This window comes from Desulfonatronum parangueonense (assembly GCF_054656975.1).
Map to the genome: position 1 here is coordinate 190,869 of NZ_BAAHXH010000003.1, position 23,977 is coordinate 214,845.

Sequence of the window (23,977 nt, forward strand, 5' to 3'; positions counted from 1 at the left end):
TGCTGGATTTTTGCAACCATGTTTCGGCGTAGGCTGACATTTTTTTCATTGTTGGGATGATGCGGCAGTTCGTTCGCACCAACATCGTGCAAGGATCATTTTTTGTGTATTTGACCAAGGATATTCAAGATTTTCTGCGAGGTCGCCAGGACGCCCTGTACGTCCACAAAAGCGGTCCCGCGACCCAGGCCTATCTGGCCGAAGCATTGTTGGCCCGGGGGATAAACGTGGTGCTGGTCCTGCCGGATGCCAGACAGATTTCGGAAATGCAGGCCCTGGTGCGCTTGTTTTCCCGGGATGAGCACGAGGTGTTCTGGAAGCGGCGCTGGTTTTCGTTGCCGGCCTACTCCCCCGAAGATCCCCTGCAGGCTGACGCTGAAGCCTGGAGTCAGCGCTGGATGGCGCTTTTCGCTCTGCATAATGCGTCCCGGCCATTCGGCCTGGTGACCAGTGTGGAGAATTTTTTGCCGAAATGGCCTCCCAAGGATGTGGTTGAAAATTCTTTTCTGCATTTGAGCCAGGGGGAGGAACTCTCCCCGGACGTCATCCTGGAGCAGCTCGTGACCTGGGGGTATCGCCGGTCGTCCATGGTGGCGGATGTCGGCGAGCTGGCCCGGCGCGGAGACATTCTGGACGTCTTCCCTCCAGGATACGACGCGCCGCTGCGGATGGAGTTTTTCGGGGAAACCCTGGAAAGCATGCGTCTGTTTGATCCGCTCCGGCAGCGCTCCATCGGCGACATCCTCGATGCAATCATCCTGCCGATTGCTCCGACCCTGCAGGCGGATCAGCTTCGGTCTACCGCGCATGACTGGTGGCGGCGTCTTGACGCCACCGGGGAAATCACCAGCCGAGGTCACGCCAGGCTGCAGCAGGCTCTGGAACGGGGCGACGGTTTATTGGCGCCGGGAGTCTACTATGACAAATACTCGACGCTGAATCAGTGGCTGCCAGATAATACGGTCTTCCTGCTGTGCGGTTCGTCCCAGCTGCGGCCGCGGCTGGAGGAAGGGGAGTGGGCCTGGCAAACCTATCTTGAGGAGGTGGCCCGGGAAATTAACTGCGAGGCTGACAGCCGCTGGCTGCGGTCCAGCCTGATCCAGCCCGCTTCCTCGGCCAGGCTGGCATGGCACAATCGGCGGCAGATCATTTTCGAGGATCTGCTGATCGGCGTGGATCGCCAAGGAATCGACCTTCCCGAAAAAAATCACGCCTCGTTTCAGGATCTGTTCTGGCGACCCGATGCCCGCCAGCGGCCCTGGAGCACCCTGATGCAGTCCCTGCGCGCATGGCGGGAGGAGCGGCCCCAGGTGCTCATCTCCTTTCATTCCGATCATTCCCGGACCCGTTTCGGCAAGCGTCTGGATGAGGAGGGCATTGCTTTCAACCAGGAATTCGATCCGGACGGCAACGGGATCTCGCTGATCCGCTCGTCGTTGCGGACCGGCATGGACCTGGAATGGAACGGCATGTTGATCCTGGCCGAGGACGTGCTGCAGCCGGATGAGAAAAAGGGGCCGGCCAGGCAGTTGCGCAAGAAGGGCTTTGCCGGACTGGATTCCTTTGACGAATTGACTACGGGCGATCTGCTGGTGCACCGGGATTACGGCCTGGGTCGGTTCGGCGGGCTGCACCGGGTGCGGATCGGCGATGCGGCCAACGATTATCTGCTGGTGGAGTACGCGGGAGAAGACAAGCTGTATCTGCCCGTGGACCGCTTGAACCTCGTGCAGCGCTACAAAGGCCCGGAAGGAAGTTCACCGGTCCTGGACCGGCTGGGCGGCGCGCAATGGACCAAGACCAAGGAGCGGGCGCGCAAGGCCATTGAAAAAATTGCCCAGGATCTCGTGGAAATTTATGCCTACCGGCGTATTGCCAAGGGCTACGCCTACAGTCCCATGAACGAGATGTACCGCGATTTCGAAGCCTCCTTCGGATTCGAGGAAACGCCGGATCAGTCCCGGGCCATCGACGACGTGTTCACGGACATGGATCTGCCCCAGCCCATGGATCGCCTGGTATGCGGGGATGTGGGCTTCGGCAAGACCGAGGTGGCCATGCGGTCCGCATTCCGCGCGGTCATGGACGGCAAGCAGGTGGCCCTGCTCTGTCCGACCACGGTCCTGGCGGAGCAGCACTATCAAAATTTCCGGACGCGCATGGAGCATTTTCCCGTGCAGGTGGCCATGCTCAGCCGTTTCGTCCCTAAGGCCCGGCAGAAGCAGATTCTGGAAGCCGCGGCCCGCGGCCGGGTGGACATCCTGATCGGGACCCATCGTCTGATCTCCGACGACGTGAACCTGCCGAACCTGGGCCTGCTGATCCTGGACGAGGAGCAGCGTTTTGGGGTCAAGCACAAAGAAAAATTGAAAAAATTGCGCAAGAATGTCGATGTTTTGACGCTCACGGCCACGCCCATTCCCCGAACCTTGCAGCTCTCCCTGTCCGGCATCCGTTCTTTGAGCGTCATCGAAACCCCGCCGGTGGACCGCAAGCCGGTGCAGACCTACCTGCTGGAGCGCAACGCGGACATGCTTCGGCAGGCGTTGGCGCTGGAACTGGAGCGGGGCGGACAGGTCTTCTGGGTGCACAACCGGGTCCAGGGCCTGGATCAGGTTGAAGAGTACGTCCGGTCCCTGGCTCCGGAGGCCAGGATCGGGCGAGCCCACGGCCAGATGGCGCCCACCGCGCTGGAGAAGTGCATGCACCAGTTCTGGCACGGCGAACTGGATATCCTGGTCTGCACGGCGATCATCGAGTCCGGCCTGGATTTTCCCAGGGCAAATACGCTGATCGTGGATCAGGCCCAGATGTTCGGCCTGGGCCAGCTCTATCAGTTGCGGGGCAGGGTGGGGCGCAGCGAACGTCAGGCGTATGCCTATTTCGTGGTCAACAAGCTGGATGCGCTGCCGGAATCCACCCGCAAGCGCCTGCAGGTCATTCTGGACATGGACTATCTGGGCGCCGGTTTCTTCGTGGCCATGGAAGATCTGCGGCTGCGCGGCGCGGGAAACATCCTCGGGGAAACGCAATCCGGGACCATTTCCAAGGTCGGCCTGGAACTGTTCCTGGAGATGCTGGAAAACGAGGTCAGCCGCCTCAAGGGAGAAGCGCCCCGGGACGATCGGCAGACGGAAATGAATGTCTCATTTCCGGCCCATATCCCTGAGAATTACATTCCCGAATCCCGGGATCGGCTGCACTTCTACAAGGCCTTGTCCTCGGCGGCCACGGATGAAGCGGCTCTGGAAGTGGAAAGCGAGATCCGGGACCGATTCGGGAACTTTCCCGAGGAGTTGGAGACCTTTGTGGAAGTCGTCAAGCTGAAGCGGCTCTTGTCGACGCTCAAGGCGGCAAGAGCGGACCTGGCGCCCGGCAGGGTGGTGGTGGCCTGGTCCGATTCCGCGGATCAGAACGTCCTCCAGGCCATTGTGCCCTGGGTGATGCAGCGCCAGGACCGCGTTCGGTTCCTGCCCCCGAATCGGGTGGAGTTGCGCTTTGCGGACAAGGCGGCTAATTGTATCCATTTACGGCAAGCCGTTGTTGAGTTTTCCCATCTGGCGATGTCACCGCACTCGTTGCCTTCATGAGTTTCATGCGCATCATCCCGTTTTCATTCCCTTTCCTTCTCGCCCTGGCCGTTGCAGTGATCGGAACAGGGTGTTCTTCCCCCATGGTGGAAGATGGGGTTGTGGCGCGAATCAACGGGCAGCCGGTCTATATGGCGCAGCTTGAAGCCGCCCATGATTTGAAATATCTCGCCAGAACAACGCAGCACTCCTCCTCGCTGGATCGCTTGCGCCAGGAGTATGGGGCGGTGCTGTCGGAAATCGTGGTCCAGTATCTTGTGGCCCAGTTTTTGGAGCAGCGCGGCCTTGCCGTCAGCGAGAATGAACTGGATGCCTCGGAGGCACTGGTTCGGGCCGATTATCCCGAAGGGGCCTTCGAGCAGATACTGGTGGAGGAGTACATCCATCTGGACAGATGGCGTGAGCAGCTCAAGGCCACTTTAAGCCTGGAAAAGCTGCTGCAAAAAGTCCTGCGTCCAACCATTTCCATCGACTATCAGGAAGTTGACGCATACTACAAAAACAATATTGGGGACTTTTATCTGCACCCCAGGGTGGAATTTCTCTTCATCCATGGCCGGGAACGGGATCTCGTGGAAAAGGTCCTGGAAATGTCCGTCTCGGAAACGAATCCGGAGATTTTGGGGAAGCGTTTTGACAGAGTGGTTGTACACTCCTATAGATTGCGCGAAGAAAACCTTTCCCCGGACTGGCAGACTCTGCTCGGCGATTTGGATCCGGTACAGGCCACGAGCATCCTGATGCGTGAACCTGAGGGGCACTATGCCCTGGTGCTTCTGGACAGAACCCAGGGACGGATCATTGATCCCGCGCAGGCGTATCCGTTGGTGGAGCGGATTCTGGTGGAACGAAAACTGGAGCAGGCTTTCGAGGCGTGGCTTGCGGATGCTCTGGCATCCGCAAATATCGTGATCAACCACCATCTTCTTGAAGGAACTGCCATCTAGGGGGCCTTTTGCCCACAGGCAGATGGCCGGTGTGTAACGGCATGCCGCGGACGTTCGCACGGAACATGCTTCGCGAGTTGTTACTTGGACTTTAAAAATCATGGAACCATATGCGACATTTTTCAATATGCAGATTGGCGTTGATGACGATTCTCGGTCTTGTTTTCTGCGTCTCCCCGGCGCTGGCCGGAAATGTGGTGGACAGGATCGTGGCGGTGGTCAATGGCGAGGTCATAACCCTTTTTGAATTGAATCAGCGGTTTCGTCCCGTAGCGGAGCAGTTCCAGGGCCGAGAGCTTCGGGATGAGGACAAACGGGCTCTGTTGGAAGGCAAACGGCAATTGCTGGACCGAATGGTCGAAGAAGTGCTGATTCGGCAGGAGGCGGAGCGTCTGGAGATGCAGGTCACGGACCTGGAGGTGCAGACCCAGATCCGCCAGATTCGAGAACAGTTGGGAGCGACCGAAAGCCAGTTTCAAGAATTTCTCACGCTCCAGGGGTTGACCAGAGAGCAGTACGAACGTCGATTGCGTGAGGAGATGCTGCGGCATCGTCTGTTAGGTTTCATGATCCGGCGCAAGGTCGTGGTCACCTCGGACGAGATTCGCGCCTACTACGAGAACAACAAGGATGAGTTCGCCCAGCAGCGACGGGTCCATCTGGGGCTGATCCTGTTCGCCTCCCCCGCTCAGGCCGAAGAGGTGCTGGCGAGACTGCATGCCGGCACAATCACCTTTGCCGAAGCGGCCCGGGAATACTCCCGCGGGCCGGGAGCAGAGCAGGGCGGGGACATGGGGCTGCTGGCATGGCAGGATCTGGCGGCGGACTGGCGCAGTGCCCTGGAGCCGCTCCGAAAGGGCGAAATCTCTTCCATCATTCGCATCCAGGACCGTGCGGCCATCCTGAAGTTGATGGACGAAGAGCCTGGTGAGATCAAACCCCTGGCCGAAGTCGAGGATCAGATTCGCGAGATACTGATGGAGCCGCGGCTGGAGGAACGTTATGAAAGTTACATGGCGAGCTTGCGCAATCGAGCCTTGATTGACATTCGGCTTTAGGCGTACAAGCTCTGCTGGTTCCGAAGCTTTATCCTGAACAGATTTTGCTTGCGTCGTCGCGCGCGACGCAAGCAAGCGATCTTCCGGAGTTTTCAGTCAATTCTCATCCAAAGCCAGTCCGGCTCAGATGGGAAGCTCTATTGAGCACTACTTGAACCAACCATTCCAGCACGACAGTCCTTCCAAGCCCCCAGCACTTCATTCAGCCATGTCCTATCCGGACAATCCGGGCTGGATGAAGTCTTGACGCATATTGGGGCGATCAGATTCAGTTTGCCGTGTTTTTTGGAGAAAAAATATGAATTTGAAAGAATTGGGCAAGATGTTGAAAGATGAACGGCTGCGCCAGGGCCTGGAGATTTCCGAGGTCATGGATAAGACCAAGATCAGCCGCATGAATCTGGAGGCCATCGAAGAGGGCAATGAAAGCGCGCTGCCGCATCCGGTATACGCCAAGGGGTTTGTCAAGAATTACGCCAAATTTCTGGGGTTGGACGCGGACAAGATGGGAAACGCCCTGGCCCGGATATATGTTTCCGAGGACGATTCGGACTACGATGCCCTGGCTCTGGCCGATACCGAGAATCTTCCCCCGGTTCGGCATGGTTTGCCGCCGATCGTCAATTACCTGATTGTCCTGCTCCTGCTGGTGTTCGTCGGCGCCGGAGCGGTCTGGTTCTTTCAGAACAATCTGCGTTCGGCATACCAGAGCGAGGCTCCGGAAGCACCGCCGGCTTACGCTCCGCCCGGGGAACAATTTGCCACCGGGACTCCGGATTCCGAAAGAGAAATCCAGGGTGACGCCTTCAGTCCCGACGCGGGTTTTGAACCGGCTCCCCTGGCTTCTCCGTTTCCGTCCCTGGCTGAAGAAACCGACAGCGAGGCTCTGGAAGATGAAACCTTGCCCGAACTGCACTCCGGGGTTGGCAACGATCTCCAGGATTCGCCTCCCATGACGGAAGAAGATCCGTCTCCCGCGGACCAGGCCGAGACGCCGCTGAGCGAGCCGGTCGCACCCCAGGAACCGGATCCGGCGGAACGTCCCGAACCGGCAAGTCCGGCCGCTCCGCAACAGGCCGTCGTGGCCCCTGCCGGCGTTGAAAAGACCTTGGAGATCAGGGCTCATGAAAACTGCTGGCTTTCCGCCCAGGCTGACACCAATCGTCCCCGGGAGGCTTTCTTGCGGCCCGGCGAGAGATTCGTGATTTCTTTTGAAAACAACCTGGAATTGCGTCTTGGAAACGCCGGAGGCGTCACCCTGTATCTGGACGGAAGGCCGTGGCCGCTCTCCGCCCGCTCCGGCGAGGTGATGGTGGTACGGTTTCCCTGAATAGCTTGCCGGCAGGTTCGGGGAGATGATGGTGGGCAGGGCCTGCTGGACTGATCCAATGCCACTGACGGGCCGTCACGAAACCAAGTGAGTTGGAAAGAGTTTTCCGTGCAACGGGAATGGACCGGCGAAGGTCTGATATTCAAGGTGGGGCGGTTTCGGGAGATCGACTGCTGGGTGCGTTTCTTCTCGCCGGCCCTCGGCTTGACCACTGCCTTGGCCTTTGGCGGCTCCCGGAGCCGACGTCGTTTTTGCGGATGCCTGGATGCCTTGAACAGCGTGCTGTTCAAGGTTCGCTTTTTCCCGGCCAAGGGCTGCTGTACCCTGGAAGAAGGCACATTGCTGCGCATGTTTCCCCGCCTGCGCCATGACGCCGCCCGGACCGGCCTCGCCGCCAACTGTTTGAGTTTTTTGCAGGCTCTGCGCATCACACCGGAAGAAGCCCCGGGCGTGTACGCACTTTTGCTGGAGACTCTGGAGGTTCTGGATCAGGCCGAGAATGTTTCGCCGGTGTTTTTGCAGTTGTTTCGCGCCAGGATCTGCTTTGACCACGGGTATGCGCCGGAACTGGAAACCTGTGCCGTATGCGGACACGAACAACCGGAGCAGACGGGCAAGCGGTTGACCCTGGCCCTGGACAAGGGGCGTATCTGCTGTGCGCGATGTGTGCCCGGAGCGGGTCGGAATCTGGAAATCGGTCCGGAAACCCAGGTCATCCTGGGCAGTCTTGTCACCAGCCGACCTGACCAATGGGCCCGGATTCCCATGTCCGCGGCCACGCGGGGTGAAATTTTTCAGGTTGTGGACGGTTACGTACGGCACCATCTCGGCCTGCGCTGGAGCCAAGGCCGTTTTGTGGCGGCATAGCATGCCAGTCCGTTGAAAAATCCCCAATTGCTGCGTCGCCGCAAAAAGTTCAAACTCTCACGTATGAGTAAATACGCTTCGACCTTGAACTTTTTTTGCTCCTTGCACTTGGGGTTTTTGAACGAACTGCTGGAAAAGGACTTTTTCAACACTCAGATACGGGCGGGCATGGTGAATCCTGTCTGCGCGCGACTGCCGGACAAGCGACATGCGAGTGGTTGCCCTGTTCCGGTCCAGCAGCAGCTCCTTCGGTTACATCCTCAACATTTAAGCCAGGAATCGCCATGTATTTTCAAGACATTATTTTCACGCTGCAGACGTATTGGGGGCAGCGGGGGTGCGTCATTCAACAACCCTATGACGTGGAAGTGGGCGCGGGAACCTTCAATCCGGCCACCTTCCTGCGGGTCATCGGGCCGGAGCCCTGGAACGTGGCCTACGTGGAGCCGTCGCGCAGACCCACGGACGGCCGGTACGGGGAAAATCCGAATCGCCTGCAGCATTACTACCAGTTCCAGGCGATCATGAAACCCTCGCCGGACAATGTTCAGGAGATGTACCTGGAAAGTCTGGCCGCTTTGGGCATTCGCGCGGATGAGCACGACATCCGGTTCGTGGAGGACGACTGGGAATCGCCGACCCTTGGCGCCTGGGGACTGGGCTGGGAAGTCTGGCTCAACGGGATGGAAGTGACCCAGTTCACCTATTTTCAGCAGGTCGGAGGCATTGACCTGAAACCCGTCAGCGTGGAGATCACCTATGGCCTGGAGCGGTTGGCCATGTACCTCCAGGAAAAGGAATCGGTCTACGATCTGCAATGGAATCGCGACGTCACCTACGGTCAGGTCCATCACCAGAGTGAAGTGGAACAATCTCGGTACAATTTTGAACTCAGCGACGCAGCCATGCTCTCGCAACTTTTTGACATGTACGAGGCGGAAAGCACGCGCCTGGGAGAAGCCGGTCAGCCCTGGCCTGCCTATGACTACTGCCTGAAATGTTCCCACACCTTCAACATGCTTGATGCCCGCGGGGCCATTTCCATCACCGAACGCACCGGATACATCGCCCGGGTCCGCAAGCTGGCTTCCCGGGTCGCCCGGCTGTACGCGGCTCAGCGTGAAGAACTGGGCTTTCCAATGCTTGCCGGGGGTGCATCATGAGCAGTTCAGCGTTTGTTTTGGAGATCGGCACCGAGGAAATTCCGGCCAGGTTCCTGGCGGCACTGGAAAATCAACTTGCAGCAAACCTGACTCAGGCCCTGGAAGCAGCCCGGATTGTCGCACTAGAAATCGAAACGGCATCTACGCCTCGCCGATTGACGGTGTTCTGCCCCTCCATGAGGCGGACGCAGGATGTGGTCGAAGAGTTGTTCATCGGACCGCCCTGGAAGGCCGCCTTTGATGCCGAAGGCCGGCCCCTGAAGCCCGGCCTGGGCTTTGCCGCCGGACACGGTGCGGACGTCTCTGAATTGTTCGCCCATGAAACACCCAAAGGGGCGTATGCCGCGCTGCGCAAACAGGTCGGCGGCGGCGACGCGGTAAACATCCTGCCCGGAATTCTTTCGGAACTCGTTTCCGGACTGGCTTTTCCCAAGAAAATGCGCTGGGCAAACGGAGACGTCACCTTTGGCCGGCCGATTCGCTGGATGTTGTGCCTGCTCGGCCCGGACATCGTGGATGTTCGCTTTGCCGGCGTCTGTTCGGACAGGATGACCCACGGGCACCGCGTTCTCGGTCGCGGGCCGTGGAGCGTGTCGGATGCCAGTGCGTATTTTCATGTTCTGGCGGACCAGGGCCATGTGGTCCTGCAAAGCGCCGCGAGGCGGGAAACCATTGTCTCCCAGGCCGACAGCCTGGCCGACGCCCGACAGGCCCGGATCGTGTGGAAGCAGGGGCTGCTGGACGAGGTGGTCCAACTGGTGGAGCATCCGGTGGCGGTTATGGGGGGATTCGACCCTTCCTATCTGGAGTTGCCGCGGGAAGTCCTGCTGACCAGCATGGAGCAGCACCAGAAAAGCTTCGGAGTAGAAGATACGGCAGGCCGGTTGCTGCCGAATTTTTTGACGGTGATCAATCTGCGGCCCAAGGACGAACAACTGGTCCGCAAGGGCTGGGAACGCGTGCTCAAGGCCCGGCTGGAAGACGCCCGCTTCTTTTTTCAGGCGGATTGCAACGCCTCGAGCGAGAAATGGCTGGCCATGCTGGAGAGCGTGGTTTTCCTGGCTCCTTTGGGTAGCATGGGCGACAAGTGCCGCCGTCTGGAACAACTGACCCGGATCTTGGCCGAGATCGTGCTGCCGGAGAGCACGGCGGAGGCCGCCCGGGCCGGGTTGCTGGCCAAAATGGATCTGGTGTCCGAAATGGTCAAGGAGTTTGCCGAGCTGCAGGGGACCATGGGCGGAATCTATGCCCGGCGTCAGGCAGAATCCGAGACGGTGGCAAAGGCCATTGCGGAACAGTATTTGCCCGCCGGTCCGGACAGCCCCACGCCCGGAAGCCGCCTGGGCGCGTTGCTGGCCCTGGCGGATAAGGCGGACACCCTGGTCGGGTGTTTCGGCCTGAACATGACCCCCAGCGGGGCCAACGATCCTTATGCATTGCGCCGGGCCGCCCTTGGCATCAGCCGGATTGTCATGGAACACGGCTTGCGCCTGGATCTGGAGACGCTGTTGGCCAATGCCCAGCAAACCTACGGCCACGTCTCCTGGAAGGTTCCCGCGGAAGAAAGCCTGTCCAGGCTGCTGGATTTCTTCGGACAGCGCCTGAAAGCCTACTTTCATGGCCAAGGGTATCCGACCCGGATCGTGGATGCCGCAGTGGGCGCCGGTTTTGCCGACATCTGGGCCTTGAAGGCCAGGATCGAGGCCCTGGAGCAGTTCAGCCGTGAAGAGGAATTTGTCGCCTCGGTACAGACCTTCAAACGGGCCGCGAACATCATCCGCAAGCAGGCCATGGAAACGGAAGACGGCAAGATGCTGACCGGCCAGTGGCGCGACGATCTCTTGGCCGAGCCCCAGGAAAAAGCCCTGGCCCAGGCATGGCAAGCCATAGCTCCGCGCTGGGAAGAATTGTGGGCCAGTGACGGTTATCCGGAACTGCTGGGATTGCTGCTGGAAATCAAACCCCTGGTGGACGGCTTGTTCGACCACGTCATGGTCATGTGCCCGGAGCGGGATCTGCGGATCAACAGGCTGAACCTGCTCAAAGCCTTGGTGGACAAGTTCGACAAACTGGCCGACTTTCCGGCCCTGCAGGTTTGATTGATTGCAACTATTCAGCTTCAAAGCGGGAAACGGTTACTTGTAAATCTTGTAGCAAGCATGACCTGGATTCCCGCCTTCGCGGGAATGACTTGTTTTTCAATGTCGTCACCGAGTCAGTCATACCCGCGAAGGCGGGTATCCAGTCCACTTTTACTCGGACGAGCTGAGTAGTTACGGATTGATTTAAACATTTCCAGAAACTCGGTATTGACATTTTCCAGATCTGTTGGGTAGTAATAGAGGTTTCAACGCATGGGAACCAATTGACGTAGTACATATTCAAATTCGAGGGAGTAACGAAATTGGCTAATCATCCATCGGCAATCAAGCGGCACCGCCAGAGCCTGAAGGCTCAAGCCCGGAACAAGGCAACCAAGACCAGAATCAAGAACGCCGTAAAGGCTGTACGGCAGGCAGTGGAGCAAAACGACCTGGAACAGGCTCAGGCTAAATTGATTCAAGCTACCGCTGTTCTGGACAAGGCCGCCGGCAAGAAGGTCATTCACTGGGGCAACGCGGCCCGCCGGGTGTCCCGTCTGACTGCCGCGGTGAACAGAATCCAGGCCTAGCGTTCTTCACGCACCATTTTTTAAGCCCGTCACGGCATGCCGTGACGGGCTTTTTGTCGTTGGGAAGCAGTTGGTCTGGAAGACGGGATTGGTTATGGTTTAACTGTTATCGGTTATCGGTTGTCAGTTATCGGTTATCGGTTGTCAGTTATCGGTTATCGGTTGTCAGTTATCGGTTATCAGTTGTCAGTTATCAGTTATCAGTTATCAGTTATCGGTTGTCAGTTATTTGTTATTGCTTGTCTGTCTCGAAATCGAAATCGAAATCGCAATCGAAATCGGATTTTTTTTCTTCATCATTGTGCCGTTCCCCATTGAAATGACGATCGATTTCGATTGCGATTTCGATAAAGCATCGCGTCAAGCGAGACTAGATGGTCCTTAAAAGCGTTGTCCTGGAGCGGGCCTGGGGGATGAGACATCTTCGTCGGGTACTGCGTCAATGAACCGTTCCAGGATCGCATTGCTGACCAGCATGCCGGATTTGGTGAGGCGCAGGAATCCGGAGTGGATACGGATGAGTTCGTTTTGGCGCAGGACCTGGATCAGCCGGCGGTGCTGCTGGAGAAAATCATTGCCGCTGATCGTGCAGTAGTCCTTGAGGTTCAAGCCCCTGGTCGTGCGCAGGGAAAGCATGACCAGTTCCTTGATCCGGTCGGTTCGGGAGAGACTCGTCGCGCCGGCGCCGATGCGTTGCGTACGCACCAGGTCGGCGTATCCATCCAGGTCCTTTGGATTTTCCCAGCGCCGGTCGCCCAGCGTGGAAACCGCGCTGGCGCCCAGTCCCAGATAGCTTTCCGATCCCCAGTATCCCTCGTTGTGGCGGCAGGTGAAGCCCATCCGGCTGTAGTTGGATATCTCGTATTGCAGATATCCCTTCGACTCCAGCAGTTCGGTTCCCTGCAGAAACATCTTGGCCTGTTCCGTTTCCGTGGGCAGAATGATGTCTCCTGAGCTTTCAGCCCGGGCCAGCGGGGTGTCGTGCTCCAGCGTCAGGCTGTAGCAGGAGAGATGTTCCGGCTGGAGCTTGAGGATGTTTTCCAGTTCGCGCAGCCATTCCAGCGCCCGTTGTCCGGGCAGTCCCCAGATCAGGTCCAGGCTGATGTTGCCGAATCCGGCGCGGCGGGCCAGTTCCACGGCCTTGAGCCCCTGGGCGGACTGGTGGCGTCTGCCGAGAAGGCCAAGTCTCTTGTTGTCCAGGCTTTGCAGTCCAAGACTGAGACGATTCACGCCCAGTCCGAGCAGGCCGCGCAGATATTCCAGATCCGCCGCGGAATCAGGATTGGCTTCCAGGCTCCACTCCAACTCCGGTGGCCAATGAAATGTCTGCTCCAGTGCATCGGCTACGCGTCGCAGCTGGTCCAGGGAGAGCAGGCTGGGGGTGCCGCCGCCGAAGTAGATGGATCTGACGGGCCGACTGGCCGGGGTGAGCTGGAAGCGTCGATTCCAGAGAGCGATCTCCTGAACAAGCAAATCGACATATGCGTCCAAGGCGGGCGCATCAACCCCGGCAAGAGAAAAGAAGGAACAGTAGCCGCATTTGCTGCGGCAAAAAGGGATGTGGATGTAGAGCCGCATCAGTCGAAGGTCATTTCAGGATGCATCCGGTGATGCAGCTGATTGCGCGGCGAGGCGGCGAAGCACCTTGCGGCGGCGATCCAGTTCGCTGTACAGGCAGCCGCAGTAGGGCTGGCGGTAAAGCTCCCACTGTCTCGACAAGTCGACGCCTTCCTGCCAGCCCGGACGGAAATCCCGACCGAGGAAGCGGATGCCGGTGCGGTCCTGCAGTTCCCGGCCCGCGGTCAGGATGGCTTCCCGGTTTTGGTATTTGCTGTAGAGCAGGGTGGTGCTGACGCAGGAGTAGCCGTGCTGGCGGGCAAACTGGAACGTCCGTTCCAGGCGCAGTCGGTAGCAGTACGGGCAGCGGTCGTCGTCACGACCGGCCACGGCTTGGAAAAACCGACGCGGATCATATTCGTCGTCCAGGCAGGTGATGCGCAGATTCAGTCTGCGCGCCGCCTGTTGCAACGTTTCGCGGCGCTGCAGATATTCGCTCACACCATGAATGTTCGGGTTGTAGAACAGTCCGTCAGGGTCCAAGCCCTCGGAACGCAGTTCGCGAACCGGAATCAAGGCGCAGGGACCGCAGCAGATGTGCAGCAGGAGCTTTTCAGATGGCCTGCACTGATTGCGGCATTGAATTGTTCCGGACATGCCGAAGCATCCTCACTGCCCCTGGCAGTTCTCGCTGTACACGAGAATTGCGTTCTGGAAACGGTCCTCCAGATCCTTGATCATGATGCGCTTGTTGTTCAGCAGATACAGGGCCAGTTCCGCGTCGGTTCGGTATTCCAAAGGGGCCGGGCAGTTCTTGGCGCGCAGTTTCCGGTAGATGTCCTTCAAGGCCTGCAGGGCCCGCCATTCCATGTTTCGGCGCAATCCCCAGCCCTTGCAGTGCGGGCAGGGTTCGGTGCTGACGGACAGGGCCGACGAGCCCAGGCGCTGTCGGACCATTTCCAGAAGGCCGAACTTGGAAAGCCGGCCCACGTCCACCCGGGCCCTGTCCACCTTGAGTGCGGCCTTGAGTTCCTTTTCCACTTCCCGGCGGTGCTTAGGGTCGCGCATTTCGATGAAGTCGATGACGATCTGGCCGCCCACGTCCCGCATCCGGAGCTGCTGGCCGATCTCCTGGGCAGCTTCCATGTTCGTCTTGAAAACCATTTCATTGAAATTGGTGCCGCTGATCTTTCCGGAATTCACGTCCACGGCCATCAGGGCTTCGGTCTGGTCGAAGACCAGGCGACCGCCGCTGGGCAGAGCGACGTCGCGGCCGAAAAGCTGCTCCAGTTGCTTTTCCAGGTTGAAGCGTTCCCACAGCGTGCGGTCCGTGTCCGCGTGCAGCTTGACCATGCTCTGACGGCGGGGGAAGGTCAGGGAGACGAATTCCTTGACCAGATCGGCGGTTTCGGGGTGGTCGATCCAGATCTCGGATACGTCCGTGGTCAGGTAGTCGCGCACCGCCCGGAAAGCCAGTTCCTTTTCCTGATAAATGAGCACGGGAGCCTGCTCGGTCATGCCTTTCTTGCGCACGTCCTTCCAGAGCCGCTTTAAAAATTGCAGATCCTTGAGCAGGTTGGTCTTGCTTTGGCCTTCGCTGTTGGTCCGGGCAATCAGGCCGATGCCTACACCCAGATCCTGCTCGCGCAGAATATCCTTGAGCCGGGTGCGTTCCTCGTCGTCCTCGATCTTGCGGGACACGCCGAGCTGGTCCTGGCCTGGGGTGAGCACGAGAAAGCGCCCGGCCAGGGACAGGTACGTGGTCAAAAAGCCGCCCTTGTTCACCGTCGGCTCCTTGACCACCTGGACCAGCAGTTCCTGTCCGGGTTTGAGCACTTTCTGGAGCGGCGGATACTTGCGGCCGTTTTCCGGCTTGTGTTCCGTGAGGTAGTACTCGGGATGGACTTCGTCGATCTGCAGGAAGCCGTTACGGTCTTCGCCGTAGTTGATGAAGGCGGCCTGCAGGGCCGTGTCAATGTTATTGACGGTGCCTTTGTAGATGTTGCCCTTGGTTTTGGCCTGGTGCAGCATCTCGATGAAGTAGTCGGTAATTTTGCCGTCCTCGGCCAGGATCAGCTCAACCTGTTCACCCGGCAGGACGCTGATGAACATTTTTTTGCGTTTTTTTGGAGTCGGCATTGTCGTTCCTTGATCAAAAAGTGTGGCATCTCTTCAGGCAACGGCTCAACAGCTACGGGCAGTTTCGAATGGACGCCGGCTTTTGCCGGGATGAACTCGACATGAGCAAGCTGCTCTCGTTGTCATTCCGACGGAAGTCGGAATCCAGGTGTTGTTCGTCGATGTCCCATTGCCCAATATATTGAGCTGTTACCTGTTCAGCAAGCAAATCGCCATAACGTGATCATTATCATGTGAGCAATGATTGCTGAAGAGTTGCCGGAAATATTGTCTTCCGAAGTGATTCGGAAGCATGTCGCTAAAAATCACGGAGAAACCTGGTAAAAATCCTCCCCCAGTTCATGGGCGTGGCGGATATGGCCCTGGGCGAACAGGTCGGCGAAAAGGGCTTCGGCCTGAGAGGCGTTCAGTCCCAGAGCGGCGCGGACCTGATTTATGGTCTGCGGACGTCGGCGCAGGGAGTTGAGGATCAGTTCCCGGGCTGCGTCGTCCGTCAATTCACCGGCTTTGGGCAGCGTTTTTGCCCAGGATTCGTCAACAGAGCCGGAGAGGGAAGCCGTCCCGGCATCCTCGTCGGATTGGTTCTGCCCGGCATGTGTGCGGACGTCCATGTGAGCGGCGGGGCTCAGAGCGGAGCGCCATTCCTTCAGCGTCATGTCGCTGACCGCTTCAGCCAGGGGCGAGGCTCCCGGCCTGGTCATGGTGACCACGTCCACCCGGTCAGGTTGCAGCCGCGGAATGAACTCCCGGAGCAGGGCCAGGTTCTCCGCTGAATCGTTGACGCCTCTGGTCAGGAGAATTTCAAGAAATATCCGTCCGGAATAGTCCTGCCGGAAATCCAGCAATCCGGTGATCATGTTGTTCAGGACAACGTCCTTGCAGGGCTTGTTTATCCTCAGAAACTCACTTTGCACAAGGGTGTCCATGGAGGGCAGAACCACCTGGGCGCCGGTCAGTTCCCGGCGTACGGCAGGATCGGGAAACAGGGTGGAGTTGGTCAGCACGGCCACGGGAATGTCCGGAAAAATGTCCCGGCAGCCGGCGATGATCTGCTCCAGCTCGGAATTCAGGCATGGTTCGCCGAGTCCGCCCAGGGTGAGGTAGTCGGGCTTCGGGAGCTGCTGCGTTTTCCAGGCGTGAAGTTCATCCAGGATGGTTTTGGCCGGCATGTAGGGCCGACGATGCAAAGTATGGACACGGGTCGGTCCCACTTCGCAGTAGATGCAGTCAAGGGAACAGATGCGCTTGCCCAGAAGATCCACGCCCAGCGAGAGTCCGAGTCGGCCGGAACGAACCGGTCCGTATAAGGTTTTGAAATGGGGAACGGGTTTCAATATATTTCTCTAACGTTGCTATGTTTTTGGTGACTATTCAGCATATCCGGCGCCTTGTCATTTACCTGCACTGGATTCCGGCTTTCGCCGGAATGACTTATCTTAGCAAGACGTTTCCACCTCAGTCATACCGGCGAACGCCGGTATCCAGGTCGTCTTTCTCAATTATGCTGAATAGATACTTTGTTCATTGCTGGTGATCTGATCCTTGCATTCCGTCCATTATCAGCTTCTCCCTTAAATATGTGAGAAAGCCACAAGCTATGATGCGGACGACATGCTTCAAAAATAATGAGGGCAATCATGGCGCATCAGCCGGGCAGGATGACCTTGACACGACAAGGATCAGCACATACCAGCTCAAATCTTTCATTCAGGAGGCATCATGCTCAATCCAGGTGATCTGGTAATGCTGGTCTGTCCGCAAGGCAAGCGTTATATTCGAAAAATTCGCGAAGGCGAAACAATGCAGACCCATTTCGGGGTCCTTCAGCACGAGGCGCTGCTCCAGGCCGGGTACGGCGAGGAAGTGCTGACCCATCTCGGCCATCCGTTTCGGCTGCTCAAGCCCAGTCTGTACGATCTGGTGAAGATGCTCAAACGTCGGACCCAGATCATCTATCCCAAGGAGATCGGCTACATTCTCCTCAAGCTGGGCATCGCTCCCGGCTGCAGGGTGATCGAGGCCGGCAGCGGATCGGGCTCCCTGACCACGGCCTTGGCCTGGTATGTCGGCGACCACGGACGGGTTTACACCTATGAACAGCGGGAGGAGTTCTTCCGGTTGTGCGGGGAGAATCTCGGCTGGGCCGGGCTTGGAAATCGGGTTGAACAGTTCAATCAAAATATCGCGGAAGGTTTTGCGCAGACCAATGTGGACGCCCTGTTCCTGGACGTGCGCACGCCATGGGACTTTCTCGACCAGGCCGTGGCGGCGATCATGCCCGGTGCGCCGCTGGGATTCCTGCTGCCCACCACCAACCAGGTCAGTTCCCTGCTCACCGCGCTGGATCAAGGTCCTTTCGAAGACATCGAAGTTCTGGAAATCCTGTTGCGGCGATACAAACCCGTGGCGGAACGGCTGCGGCCGGACGACCGGATGGTTGCCCACACCGGCTTTCTTGTTTTCGCCAGACATGAAGGCCTCAAGGCGAAGGCAAGGAATGAGGAACCGGACGTGACGGAGACGGAGGTCGCGGATCCGGCTGACATCAATTGAACATTTTGCCGTAACTATTCAGCTGCGTTCCGGATTGTCTCGATTTTTCGGCATCGCAACTTCTTCTCCGGCTTCGTAACGTCGAACCATTGCTCGAATAAACCTCATCCGGCGCTGCGGGCGTTCCGCAATGGTTCGATGAACGAATCCTGGCTCAATCAGACAGGCGATGCCGAAAAAACGAGACAATCCCGGAACACTCCAGTCCTATCCTGAAAGTGCTGAGTAGTTATTTTGCCGCCATGTTGCGATTTTTTACGCAACCAGCTAGAAAACACGTTGCTTTTGGTGCATCTCATTTCTCGAGCCTGAACCCTTTCCTCGGCGTCGGATCGTATCAGCTCCGGCTTCTCGCCTCCTTTGGAAACGAACTGTCATGACTTGCCGAATCCTCGTTCTGAACGGACCGAATCTTGGTCATCTCGGGCAGCGTCAGCCGCATATCTATGGAACCCAGAGCATGCGGGATCTCCCGGATCTTCTGGAAATGCTCATGGGCCAGGCGGCGGATGAAGTTGAGCTGCTTTTTTTTCAGGCCAACGGCGAGGGACAGATCATTGACCGTCTGGAGCAGGCCCACAGGGAGAGCACCCATGGCGTGGCGCTGAATGCCGGCGCCTACACGCATACAAGTCTGGCCCTGGCCGATTGCCTGGCCTGGATTGATCCACCCTGCGTCGAGGTGCATCTGAGCAACATCCTGGCCAGAAGCGAATCAATGCGCCATGTCAGCCTGATCGCTCCGCAATGCATCGGCGTGATCTCCGGTTTTGGTCTTTTGAGTTACGCCTTGGCCATCCAAACTCTTTGGCTCCGCTGGACCACGTCCATGGCGGATCAGCCTGAATCTTCAACCCAATTCAAGGGATGACCCATGCCTTCAACGACTGACTTCAAGCGCGGACTGAAACTCGAAATCGACGACGTTCCGTATGAAATCGTGGAGTTTCAGCATGTCAAACCCGGCAAGGGCGGCGCGTTCGTGCGCACCAAACTGCGCAATATCCTGACCGGCCGCATGATTGACCAGACCTACCGCTCAGGCGAAAAATTCGCCAAACCCGATCTGGAAACCCGGGAAATGCAGTTCTTGTATCATGACGGAACCGGATATGTGTTCATGGACATGACCACCTACGAGCAGCTCAGCGTGACCGAGGAGCAGGCCGGCGATAAAGGCCGCTATTTGCTGGACGGCCAGCATGTCAAGGTGCTGCTCTTTCGCGGCCAGGCCATTGACATGGACCTGCCGGCGTCCGTGGTCCTCGAAGTCACTGAAACCGATCCCGGTTTGAAGGGCGACACGGTCAGCGGCGCCACCAAGCCCGCCGTGGTGCAAACAGGATTGTCCGTAAACGTCCCGCTGTTCATCAACCAAGGCGACCGGATCAAGGTCGATACCCGTAGCGGAGCCTACATCAGCCGTGAGTAACGGGCCACGCCTTGAAGGTTTTTCCAACGATTCATGAGTCCATCCCAATTGTCCGCCGATTCCACGACTGGAAATGAGACGCGTCTGCTCCGGGAAGTCTGTGCACTGACCCTGCTGTTTATCGCGGCGTTTCTCTTCCTGAGCCTGTCCAGCTATCATCCGCAGGATCCGTCCTTCAATCAGCAAGCTTCCAATGTTGCCACCATCCATAACCATGCCGGTATCGTCGGAGCCTATGTCGCCGGCCTGATCGTGGATTTGTTTGGACTGGCGGCGTTTGTCTTCCCCGTCCTGTTCGTTTGGCTGGCCGTGACCAGCGTCTGGCGTTTCTGGCAGCCTCCATGGTGGCGGTGGGTCGGCCTGCTGCTCCTGGGTCTGGCCTTGCTGGCGGCAAGCAGTCACCCCTGGGTCGTGGAGACCGTTTCCATTGCTGGGATCCAGGGCGGCGGATACTTCGGCGATCAGCTCCACGCCTTGGGGATTGCCTTGCTCAAGGAACGGGGCGCCATGCTGCTCTGGTTGTTTCTGGTTTTTCTGGCCTCACAGCTGCTCTTCGGCCTGTACTGGACAAGGTGGGGTGACGGGCTGGCCTTGTGGCTGCATCGCGCTTTTCAACCACGCCCTGAAAAAGTCAAACAGCCACGAAAGAGCAATGCCGACATGCCGGCTTCCTTGCTGGAAGGCTTTCAGTTGCCTGGGGCGAAAAAGCAGTCGGCAAAAAAAGAGCCGAAAAGCTCAATGCTCTCCAAAGTCGGGTCGACGAAGCAGTCCAAACCTGAGCCGGAGGACAAGGGGCTGCCGCGCTTTCCGAGCCTGGACATCCTGGCCGTTCCTGATCGCAAGCAGCCGCGGACTTCTCCGCAACGCCTCAAGGAAATGGGCCAGGCCCTGGAAAGCTGTCTGGCGGATTTCGGCGTGCAGGGCGAGGTCCAGCATATCCAGCCCGGCCCGGTGATCACGATGTTCGAGTACAAGCCGGCGCCCGGCGTGAAAATCAGCCGGATCACCGGATTGAGCGACGATCTCTCCCTGGGTCTCAAGGCCTCTTCCGTGCGTGTTGTCGCCAATCTGCAGGGCAAGGACGCCGTGGGAGTGGAGATCCCCAACGAGCATCGCCAGTCGGTCTGGCTGCGGGAAATTCTGGAGTCCGATGCGTTCCGGAATTCGAAATCCAAGCTGACCATCGCCATCGGCAAGGATATTGAGGGACTGCCCGTGGTCGCGGATCTGGCCCGCATGCCGCACCTGCTGGTGGCCGGCGCCACAGGAGCCGGCAAGAGCGTCGGGCTGAACTCCATGATTCTGAGCATCCTGTACAAGGCCAGGCCGGATGAAGTGAAGTTTCTGCTGGTGGATCCCAAGCGCATCGAATTGGCCGTCTATGCCGACCTGCCGCACCTGGTGCATCCGGTGGTCACGGAAATGTCCATGGCCAAGAGCGCCCTGGACTGGGCCATGGCCGAGATGGACGCCCGCTACGAGGCCATGGCTTCGCTGGGAGTGCGGCATATCGCAGCCTATCAGCAGAAGGTGGCGGCCATGCCGCCGGAGGAAGCAGCCGAGCAGCGGGCCATGCCCTATCTGGTGATCATCATCGATGAATTGGCGGACCTGATGCTCACCGCGGCCAAGGAAGTGGAGGTCAACATCGTCCGCCTGGCCCAGCTGGCCCGGGCCTCGGGCATCCACATGATTCTGGCCACCCAGCGGCCCTCGGTGGACGTGGTCACCGGCTTGATCAAGGCCAACTTCCCCAGCCGGATCAGTTTCCAGGTCACCTCGAAACACGATTCGCGAACCATTCTGGATACGGTGGGAGCGGAACATCTGCTGGGGCAGGGCGACTTGCTGTTCAAGCCCAGCGCCGGGCGGCTGCAGCGCATGCACGGCGCTTTTGTCGGGGACGAGGAAATCGCGGCCGTGGTTCAGGCGTGGCATGAACAGCAGCCGCCCAGCTTCGACCTGGATTTCAGCGAATGGTCCAAGGAAGAGCCGGCCAAGAACGGCGTGATGCCGGAAGGCGCGGACGTGGTGGACGACCCTGTCTACAGTCAGGCGGTGGAGTTCGTTCTGGAGCAGGGGCGGGCTTCCATCTCGCTGCTTCAACGTCGGTTTCGCATCGGCTTCAACCGCTCGGCGCGGTTCATCGAGCAGATGGAAAAGGATGGTCTGCTCGGGGCCCAGGAGGGCAGTAAGCCTCGATCCGTGATCAAGTCCAAGAAAGGGTGATGTTGAGCGCTTTCCGCGCATCGATCACTCCCATCCCGTTGGACAAATCCCGATTCGATTTTACTTGGTGTTATTGGGGCAGGCCCGGAACCGATCGGGCTTGCAAACGATAATTGGTGTCAGGAATGCAGGAGTAGCGGAATGCAACTACATGGTACGACAATTCTGGCCGTGCGCGATGCGCATGGCGTGGCCATGGCCGGGGACGGTCAGGTCACCATGGGCCAGAGCGTGGCCTTGAAGCACAAGGCGCGCAAGGTTCGAAAAATCTACAAGGATCGGGTGATTGTGGGGTTTGCCGGGGCAACGGCTGATGCCATGACTCTCTTTGAACGGTTCGAATCGAAGCTCGAGGAGTTCAACGGAAATCTGGTCCGGGCAAGCGTGGAAATGGCCAAGGAATGGCGTCTGGACAAGTATCTGCGCCGCCTGGAAGCAATGCTTCTGGTGGCCGACGACACGACCATTCTCCTGCTCAGCGGCACCGGCGACGTGATCGAGCCGGACGACGGCGTCACGGCCATTGGTTCCGGCGGCAGCTTTGCCCTGTCCGCGGCCAGGGCTCTGAGCCGGAACACCACGTTGGAGTGCGAGCAGATCGTGCGTAAAGCCATGGCCATTGCCGCGGAAATCTGCGTATTCACCAATGACCAGATTACCCTTGAGACCTTGCGTAAAGACGCGTCAAACAAGGAGACCATCCCCTCATGAGCCACATGACCCCCCGAGAAATCGTTTCAGAGCTGGACCGCTACATTATCGGCCAAAAGGATGCCAAGCGCATGGTGGCCATCGCCCTGCGCAACCGCTGGCGACGACAGCAACTGGCTCCGGAATTGCGGGATGAAATCGCCCCCAAGAACATCATCATGATCGGCCCCACCGGAGTGGGCAAGACCGAGATCGCCCGTAGGCTGGCCAAGCTGGCCAATGCTCCGTTCATCAAGGTGGAAGCGACCAAGTATACGGAAGTCGGCTATGTGGGCCGGGATGTGGAGTCCATGATCCGGGATCTGATGGAAATCGGCGTGACCATGTTGCGCAAGGAAGAAACCGCACGGGTCCGGGTCAAGGCCGAGAAGCTGGCCGAGGAGCGACTGCTGGATCTCCTGCTGCCTCCCAAAAAGACACAGCCGCCGACGTCGCCGACCATTCCGGCCACCACGGGCGCCATGGCCGAAGCCGAGGAAGACGCGGGCCATGATTCGACCCGGGAAAAGCTGCGCAAGTTGTGGCGGGACGGCAAGCTGGACGAACGGATGGTGGAACTGGAGGTCAAGGCCTCCGCGCCCCAGGTGGAGATCATGGCCATGCCGGGCCTCGAGGACATGGAAATGCAGTTTCGGGACATGTTCAGCCGGGTCTTTCCCCAGCGCCGCAAGCAGCGCCGGGTCAAGGTCAAGGACGCCTACGAGCTGCTGATTCAGGAGGAAAGCGATCGCTTGATCGACATGGACAAGATCATGGAAGCGGCCCGGGAGCGGGTCGAGCAGGGCGGCATCGTCTTTCTGGACGAGATCGACAAGGTCTGCAGCACAAGGGAAGGGTCCAAGGCGGATGTTTCCCGGGAAGGCGTGCAGCGCGATCTCCTGCCGGTGGTGGAGGGCAGCTCCGTGAATACCAAGTACGGCATGGTCCGCACGGATCATATCCTGTTCATCGCGGCCGGCGCGTTCCATATGTCCAAGCCTTCGGACCTGATTCCGGAGCTGCAGGGCCGCTTTCCGCTGCGCGTGGAACTGGCCGCCCTGACCAAGGAAGACTTCCTGCGCATCCTGACCGAACCGGAAAACGCCCTGACCAAGCAGTACATGGCCTTGCTCGGCACGGAAGGCGTGACCGTGGAATTCACGGACGACTGCCTGGAAGAAGTCGCTGGTTTCGCTCAGACCATCAACGAGGATACGGAAAACATCGGCGCCCGCCGGTTGTACACGATCCTGGAAAAAATCCTCTCCGATCTCTCCTTTGAGGCCTCGGAACGCTCCGGCGATCATGTCCGCGTCGATGGAGCCTATGTTCGCGACAAGCTCCAGGACATCCAACAGCGCCGGGATCTGTCGCGGTATATTCTGTAAAAACGGTATCTATTCAGCAAAACCGCGAAAAAGATCTGGATAGCGATAGCGCCGGCGTTCGCCGGTATGACTGTATAGATGCAGCTTGCCACGATAAGTCATTCCGGCGAAAGCCGGAATCCAGTGCAGGTGAATGACCATCCTCCGGATGAACTGAATAGTTACCAAAAAAGGTTACTATTCAGCACACGTTCTTTCTCCGGTAATCGGAATCGGGGTCGGGGTCGGAATTGGTATCGAAAAAAAACCGAATGCCCTTCCACATGGGTTCGCTTCGATACCGATCCCGATACCGATACCGACCCCGATTCCGAGCCAAACCCGGCAACAGCATTAGTATCGATGAGTAGTTACCAAAAAAGT

Annotated in this window: 18 protein-coding genes; 14 read left to right on the forward strand and 4 right to left on the reverse strand. The window is 58.5% G+C overall.

Annotated elements, in window-relative coordinates:
* The first annotated feature begins 104 nt into the window (after positions 1 to 104).
* The 8 genes from mfd to rpsT all read left to right on the forward strand — a co-directional run bounded on the left by mfd (position 105) and on the right by rpsT (position 11,626).
* On the forward strand, positions 105 to 3,590 hold the full coding sequence (gene mfd / locus ACYQ15_RS01455) for a transcription-repair coupling factor (protein WP_459935756.1): 3,486 nt from the start codon (positions 105 to 107) through the stop codon (positions 3,588 to 3,590).
* A gap of 5 nt (positions 3,591 to 3,595) precedes the next feature.
* Complete coding sequence (locus ACYQ15_RS01460; RefSeq protein ID WP_459935757.1) at positions 3,596 to 4,537, forward strand: SurA N-terminal domain-containing protein; 942 nt, start codon at positions 3,596 to 3,598, stop codon at positions 4,535 to 4,537.
* A gap of 143 nt (positions 4,538 to 4,680) precedes the next feature.
* Positions 4,681 to 5,595 (forward strand): SurA N-terminal domain-containing protein, encoded by a 915-nt coding sequence (locus ACYQ15_RS01465; protein WP_459939535.1) that lies wholly within the window; start codon positions 4,681 to 4,683, stop codon positions 5,593 to 5,595.
* 298 nt (positions 5,596 to 5,893) lie between these two features.
* On the forward strand, positions 5,894 to 6,925 hold the full coding sequence (locus ACYQ15_RS01470) for a helix-turn-helix domain-containing protein (protein WP_459935758.1): 1,032 nt from the start codon (positions 5,894 to 5,896) through the stop codon (positions 6,923 to 6,925).
* Positions 6,926 to 7,012: 87 nt separating this feature from the next.
* Complete coding sequence (recO, locus tag ACYQ15_RS01475) at positions 7,013 to 7,792, forward strand: DNA repair protein RecO (protein WP_459935759.1); 780 nt, start codon at positions 7,013 to 7,015, stop codon at positions 7,790 to 7,792.
* Between the two features lie 284 nt (positions 7,793 to 8,076).
* Positions 8,077 to 8,955 (forward strand): glycine--tRNA ligase subunit alpha, encoded by an 879-nt coding sequence (gene glyQ, locus ACYQ15_RS01480; RefSeq protein ID WP_459935760.1) that lies wholly within the window; start codon positions 8,077 to 8,079, stop codon positions 8,953 to 8,955.
* Positions 8,952 to 11,054, forward strand: a complete 2,103-nt coding sequence (glyS, locus tag ACYQ15_RS01485) for a glycine--tRNA ligase subunit beta (protein WP_459935761.1) — start codon at positions 8,952 to 8,954, stop codon at positions 11,052 to 11,054. Before glyQ ends, glyS begins: the two co-directional genes overlap by 4 nt.
* Before the next feature lie 305 nt (positions 11,055 to 11,359).
* Positions 11,360 to 11,626, forward strand: coding sequence for a 30S ribosomal protein S20 (gene rpsT, locus ACYQ15_RS01490; protein ID WP_459935762.1), 267 nt, complete (start codon positions 11,360 to 11,362; stop codon positions 11,624 to 11,626).
* A 381-nt stretch (positions 11,627 to 12,007) separates the two neighbouring features.
* Here rpsT and hemW read toward each other — a convergent pair whose 3' ends face one another.
* The 4 genes from hemW to ACYQ15_RS01510 all read right to left on the reverse strand — a co-directional run bounded on the left by hemW (position 12,008) and on the right by ACYQ15_RS01510 (position 16,656).
* Positions 12,008 to 13,204: a radical SAM family heme chaperone HemW gene (gene hemW, locus ACYQ15_RS01495; protein ID WP_459935763.1), complete on the reverse strand. Its 1,197-nt coding sequence runs from the start codon at positions 13,202 to 13,204 to the stop codon at positions 12,008 to 12,010.
* Between the two features lie 15 nt (positions 13,205 to 13,219).
* Entirely contained in the window at positions 13,220 to 13,840 is a 621-nt protein-coding gene (locus ACYQ15_RS01500) for an epoxyqueuosine reductase QueH (protein ID WP_459935764.1), read from the reverse strand.
* A 12-nt stretch (positions 13,841 to 13,852) separates the two neighbouring features.
* Positions 13,853 to 15,322, reverse strand: coding sequence for an Rne/Rng family ribonuclease (locus ACYQ15_RS01505; RefSeq protein ID WP_459935765.1), 1,470 nt, complete (start codon positions 15,320 to 15,322; stop codon positions 13,853 to 13,855).
* A 305-nt stretch (positions 15,323 to 15,627) separates the two neighbouring features.
* A complete protein-coding gene (locus tag ACYQ15_RS01510) occupies positions 15,628 to 16,656 on the reverse strand; it encodes a radical SAM protein (RefSeq protein WP_459935766.1) in 1,029 nt (342 codons plus the stop codon).
* Positions 16,657 to 17,041: 385 nt separating this feature from the next.
* On the opposite strand from ACYQ15_RS01510, the gene ACYQ15_RS01515 reads away from it, so the two are divergent.
* The 6 genes from ACYQ15_RS01515 (at position 17,042) to hslU (ending at position 23,614) form a co-directional block, all read left to right on the forward strand.
* Entirely contained in the window at positions 17,042 to 17,875 is an 834-nt protein-coding gene (locus tag ACYQ15_RS01515) for a tRNA (adenine-N1)-methyltransferase (protein WP_459935767.1), read from the forward strand.
* 376 nt (positions 17,876 to 18,251) lie between these two features.
* Positions 18,252 to 18,746, forward strand: coding sequence for a type II 3-dehydroquinate dehydratase (locus tag ACYQ15_RS01520; protein WP_459935768.1), 495 nt, complete (start codon positions 18,252 to 18,254; stop codon positions 18,744 to 18,746).
* A gap of 3 nt (positions 18,747 to 18,749) precedes the next feature.
* Complete coding sequence (efp, locus tag ACYQ15_RS01525) at positions 18,750 to 19,307, forward strand: elongation factor P (RefSeq protein WP_459935769.1); 558 nt, start codon at positions 18,750 to 18,752, stop codon at positions 19,305 to 19,307.
* Positions 19,308 to 19,355: 48 nt separating this feature from the next.
* The gene (locus tag ACYQ15_RS01530) at positions 19,356 to 21,536 is read left to right on the forward strand and encodes a DNA translocase FtsK (protein WP_459935770.1); all 2,181 of its coding nucleotides are present in this window, start codon (positions 19,356 to 19,358) and stop codon (positions 21,534 to 21,536) included.
* Positions 21,537 to 21,677: 141 nt separating this feature from the next.
* Positions 21,678 to 22,247, forward strand: coding sequence for an ATP-dependent protease subunit HslV (gene hslV / locus ACYQ15_RS01535; protein ID WP_459935771.1), 570 nt, complete (start codon positions 21,678 to 21,680; stop codon positions 22,245 to 22,247).
* Positions 22,244 to 23,614 (forward strand): ATP-dependent protease ATPase subunit HslU, encoded by a 1,371-nt coding sequence (hslU, locus tag ACYQ15_RS01540; RefSeq protein WP_459935772.1) that lies wholly within the window; start codon positions 22,244 to 22,246, stop codon positions 23,612 to 23,614. The genes hslV and hslU overlap by 4 nt, the downstream gene beginning before the upstream one ends.
* The last annotated feature ends 363 nt before the right edge of the window (positions 23,615 to 23,977 follow it).

Excerpts from the sequence above, each read along its gene's own strand:
- ACYQ15_RS01460 (WP_459935757.1), top strand. The coding sequence starts at position 3,596 with ATGCGCATCATCCCGTTTTCATTCCCTTTCCTTCTCGCCCTGGCCGTT.
- ACYQ15_RS01465 (WP_459939535.1), top strand. The coding sequence starts at position 4,681 with ATGACGATTCTCGGTCTTGTTTTCTGCGTCTCCCCGGCGCTGGCCGGA.
- ACYQ15_RS01470 (WP_459935758.1), top strand. The coding sequence starts at position 5,894 with ATGAATTTGAAAGAATTGGGCAAGATGTTGAAAGATGAACGGCTGCGC.
- glyQ (WP_459935760.1), top strand. The coding sequence starts at position 8,077 with ATGTATTTTCAAGACATTATTTTCACGCTGCAGACGTATTGGGGGCAG.
- glyS (WP_459935761.1), top strand. The coding sequence starts at position 8,952 with ATGAGCAGTTCAGCGTTTGTTTTGGAGATCGGCACCGAGGAAATTCCG.
- hemW (WP_459935763.1), bottom strand. The coding sequence starts at position 13,204 with ATGCGGCTCTACATCCACATCCCTTTTTGCCGCAGCAAATGCGGCTAC.
- ACYQ15_RS01500 (WP_459935764.1), bottom strand. The coding sequence starts at position 13,840 with ATGTCCGGAACAATTCAATGCCGCAATCAGTGCAGGCCATCTGAAAAG.
- ACYQ15_RS01505 (WP_459935765.1), bottom strand. The coding sequence starts at position 15,322 with ATGCCGACTCCAAAAAAACGCAAAAAAATGTTCATCAGCGTCCTGCCG.
- ACYQ15_RS01515 (WP_459935767.1), top strand. The coding sequence starts at position 17,042 with ATGCTCAATCCAGGTGATCTGGTAATGCTGGTCTGTCCGCAAGGCAAG.
- ACYQ15_RS01520 (WP_459935768.1), top strand. The coding sequence starts at position 18,252 with ATGACTTGCCGAATCCTCGTTCTGAACGGACCGAATCTTGGTCATCTC.
- efp (WP_459935769.1), top strand. The coding sequence starts at position 18,750 with ATGCCTTCAACGACTGACTTCAAGCGCGGACTGAAACTCGAAATCGAC.
- hslV (WP_459935771.1), top strand. The coding sequence starts at position 21,678 with ATGCAACTACATGGTACGACAATTCTGGCCGTGCGCGATGCGCATGGC.
- hslU (WP_459935772.1), top strand. The coding sequence starts at position 22,244 with ATGAGCCACATGACCCCCCGAGAAATCGTTTCAGAGCTGGACCGCTAC.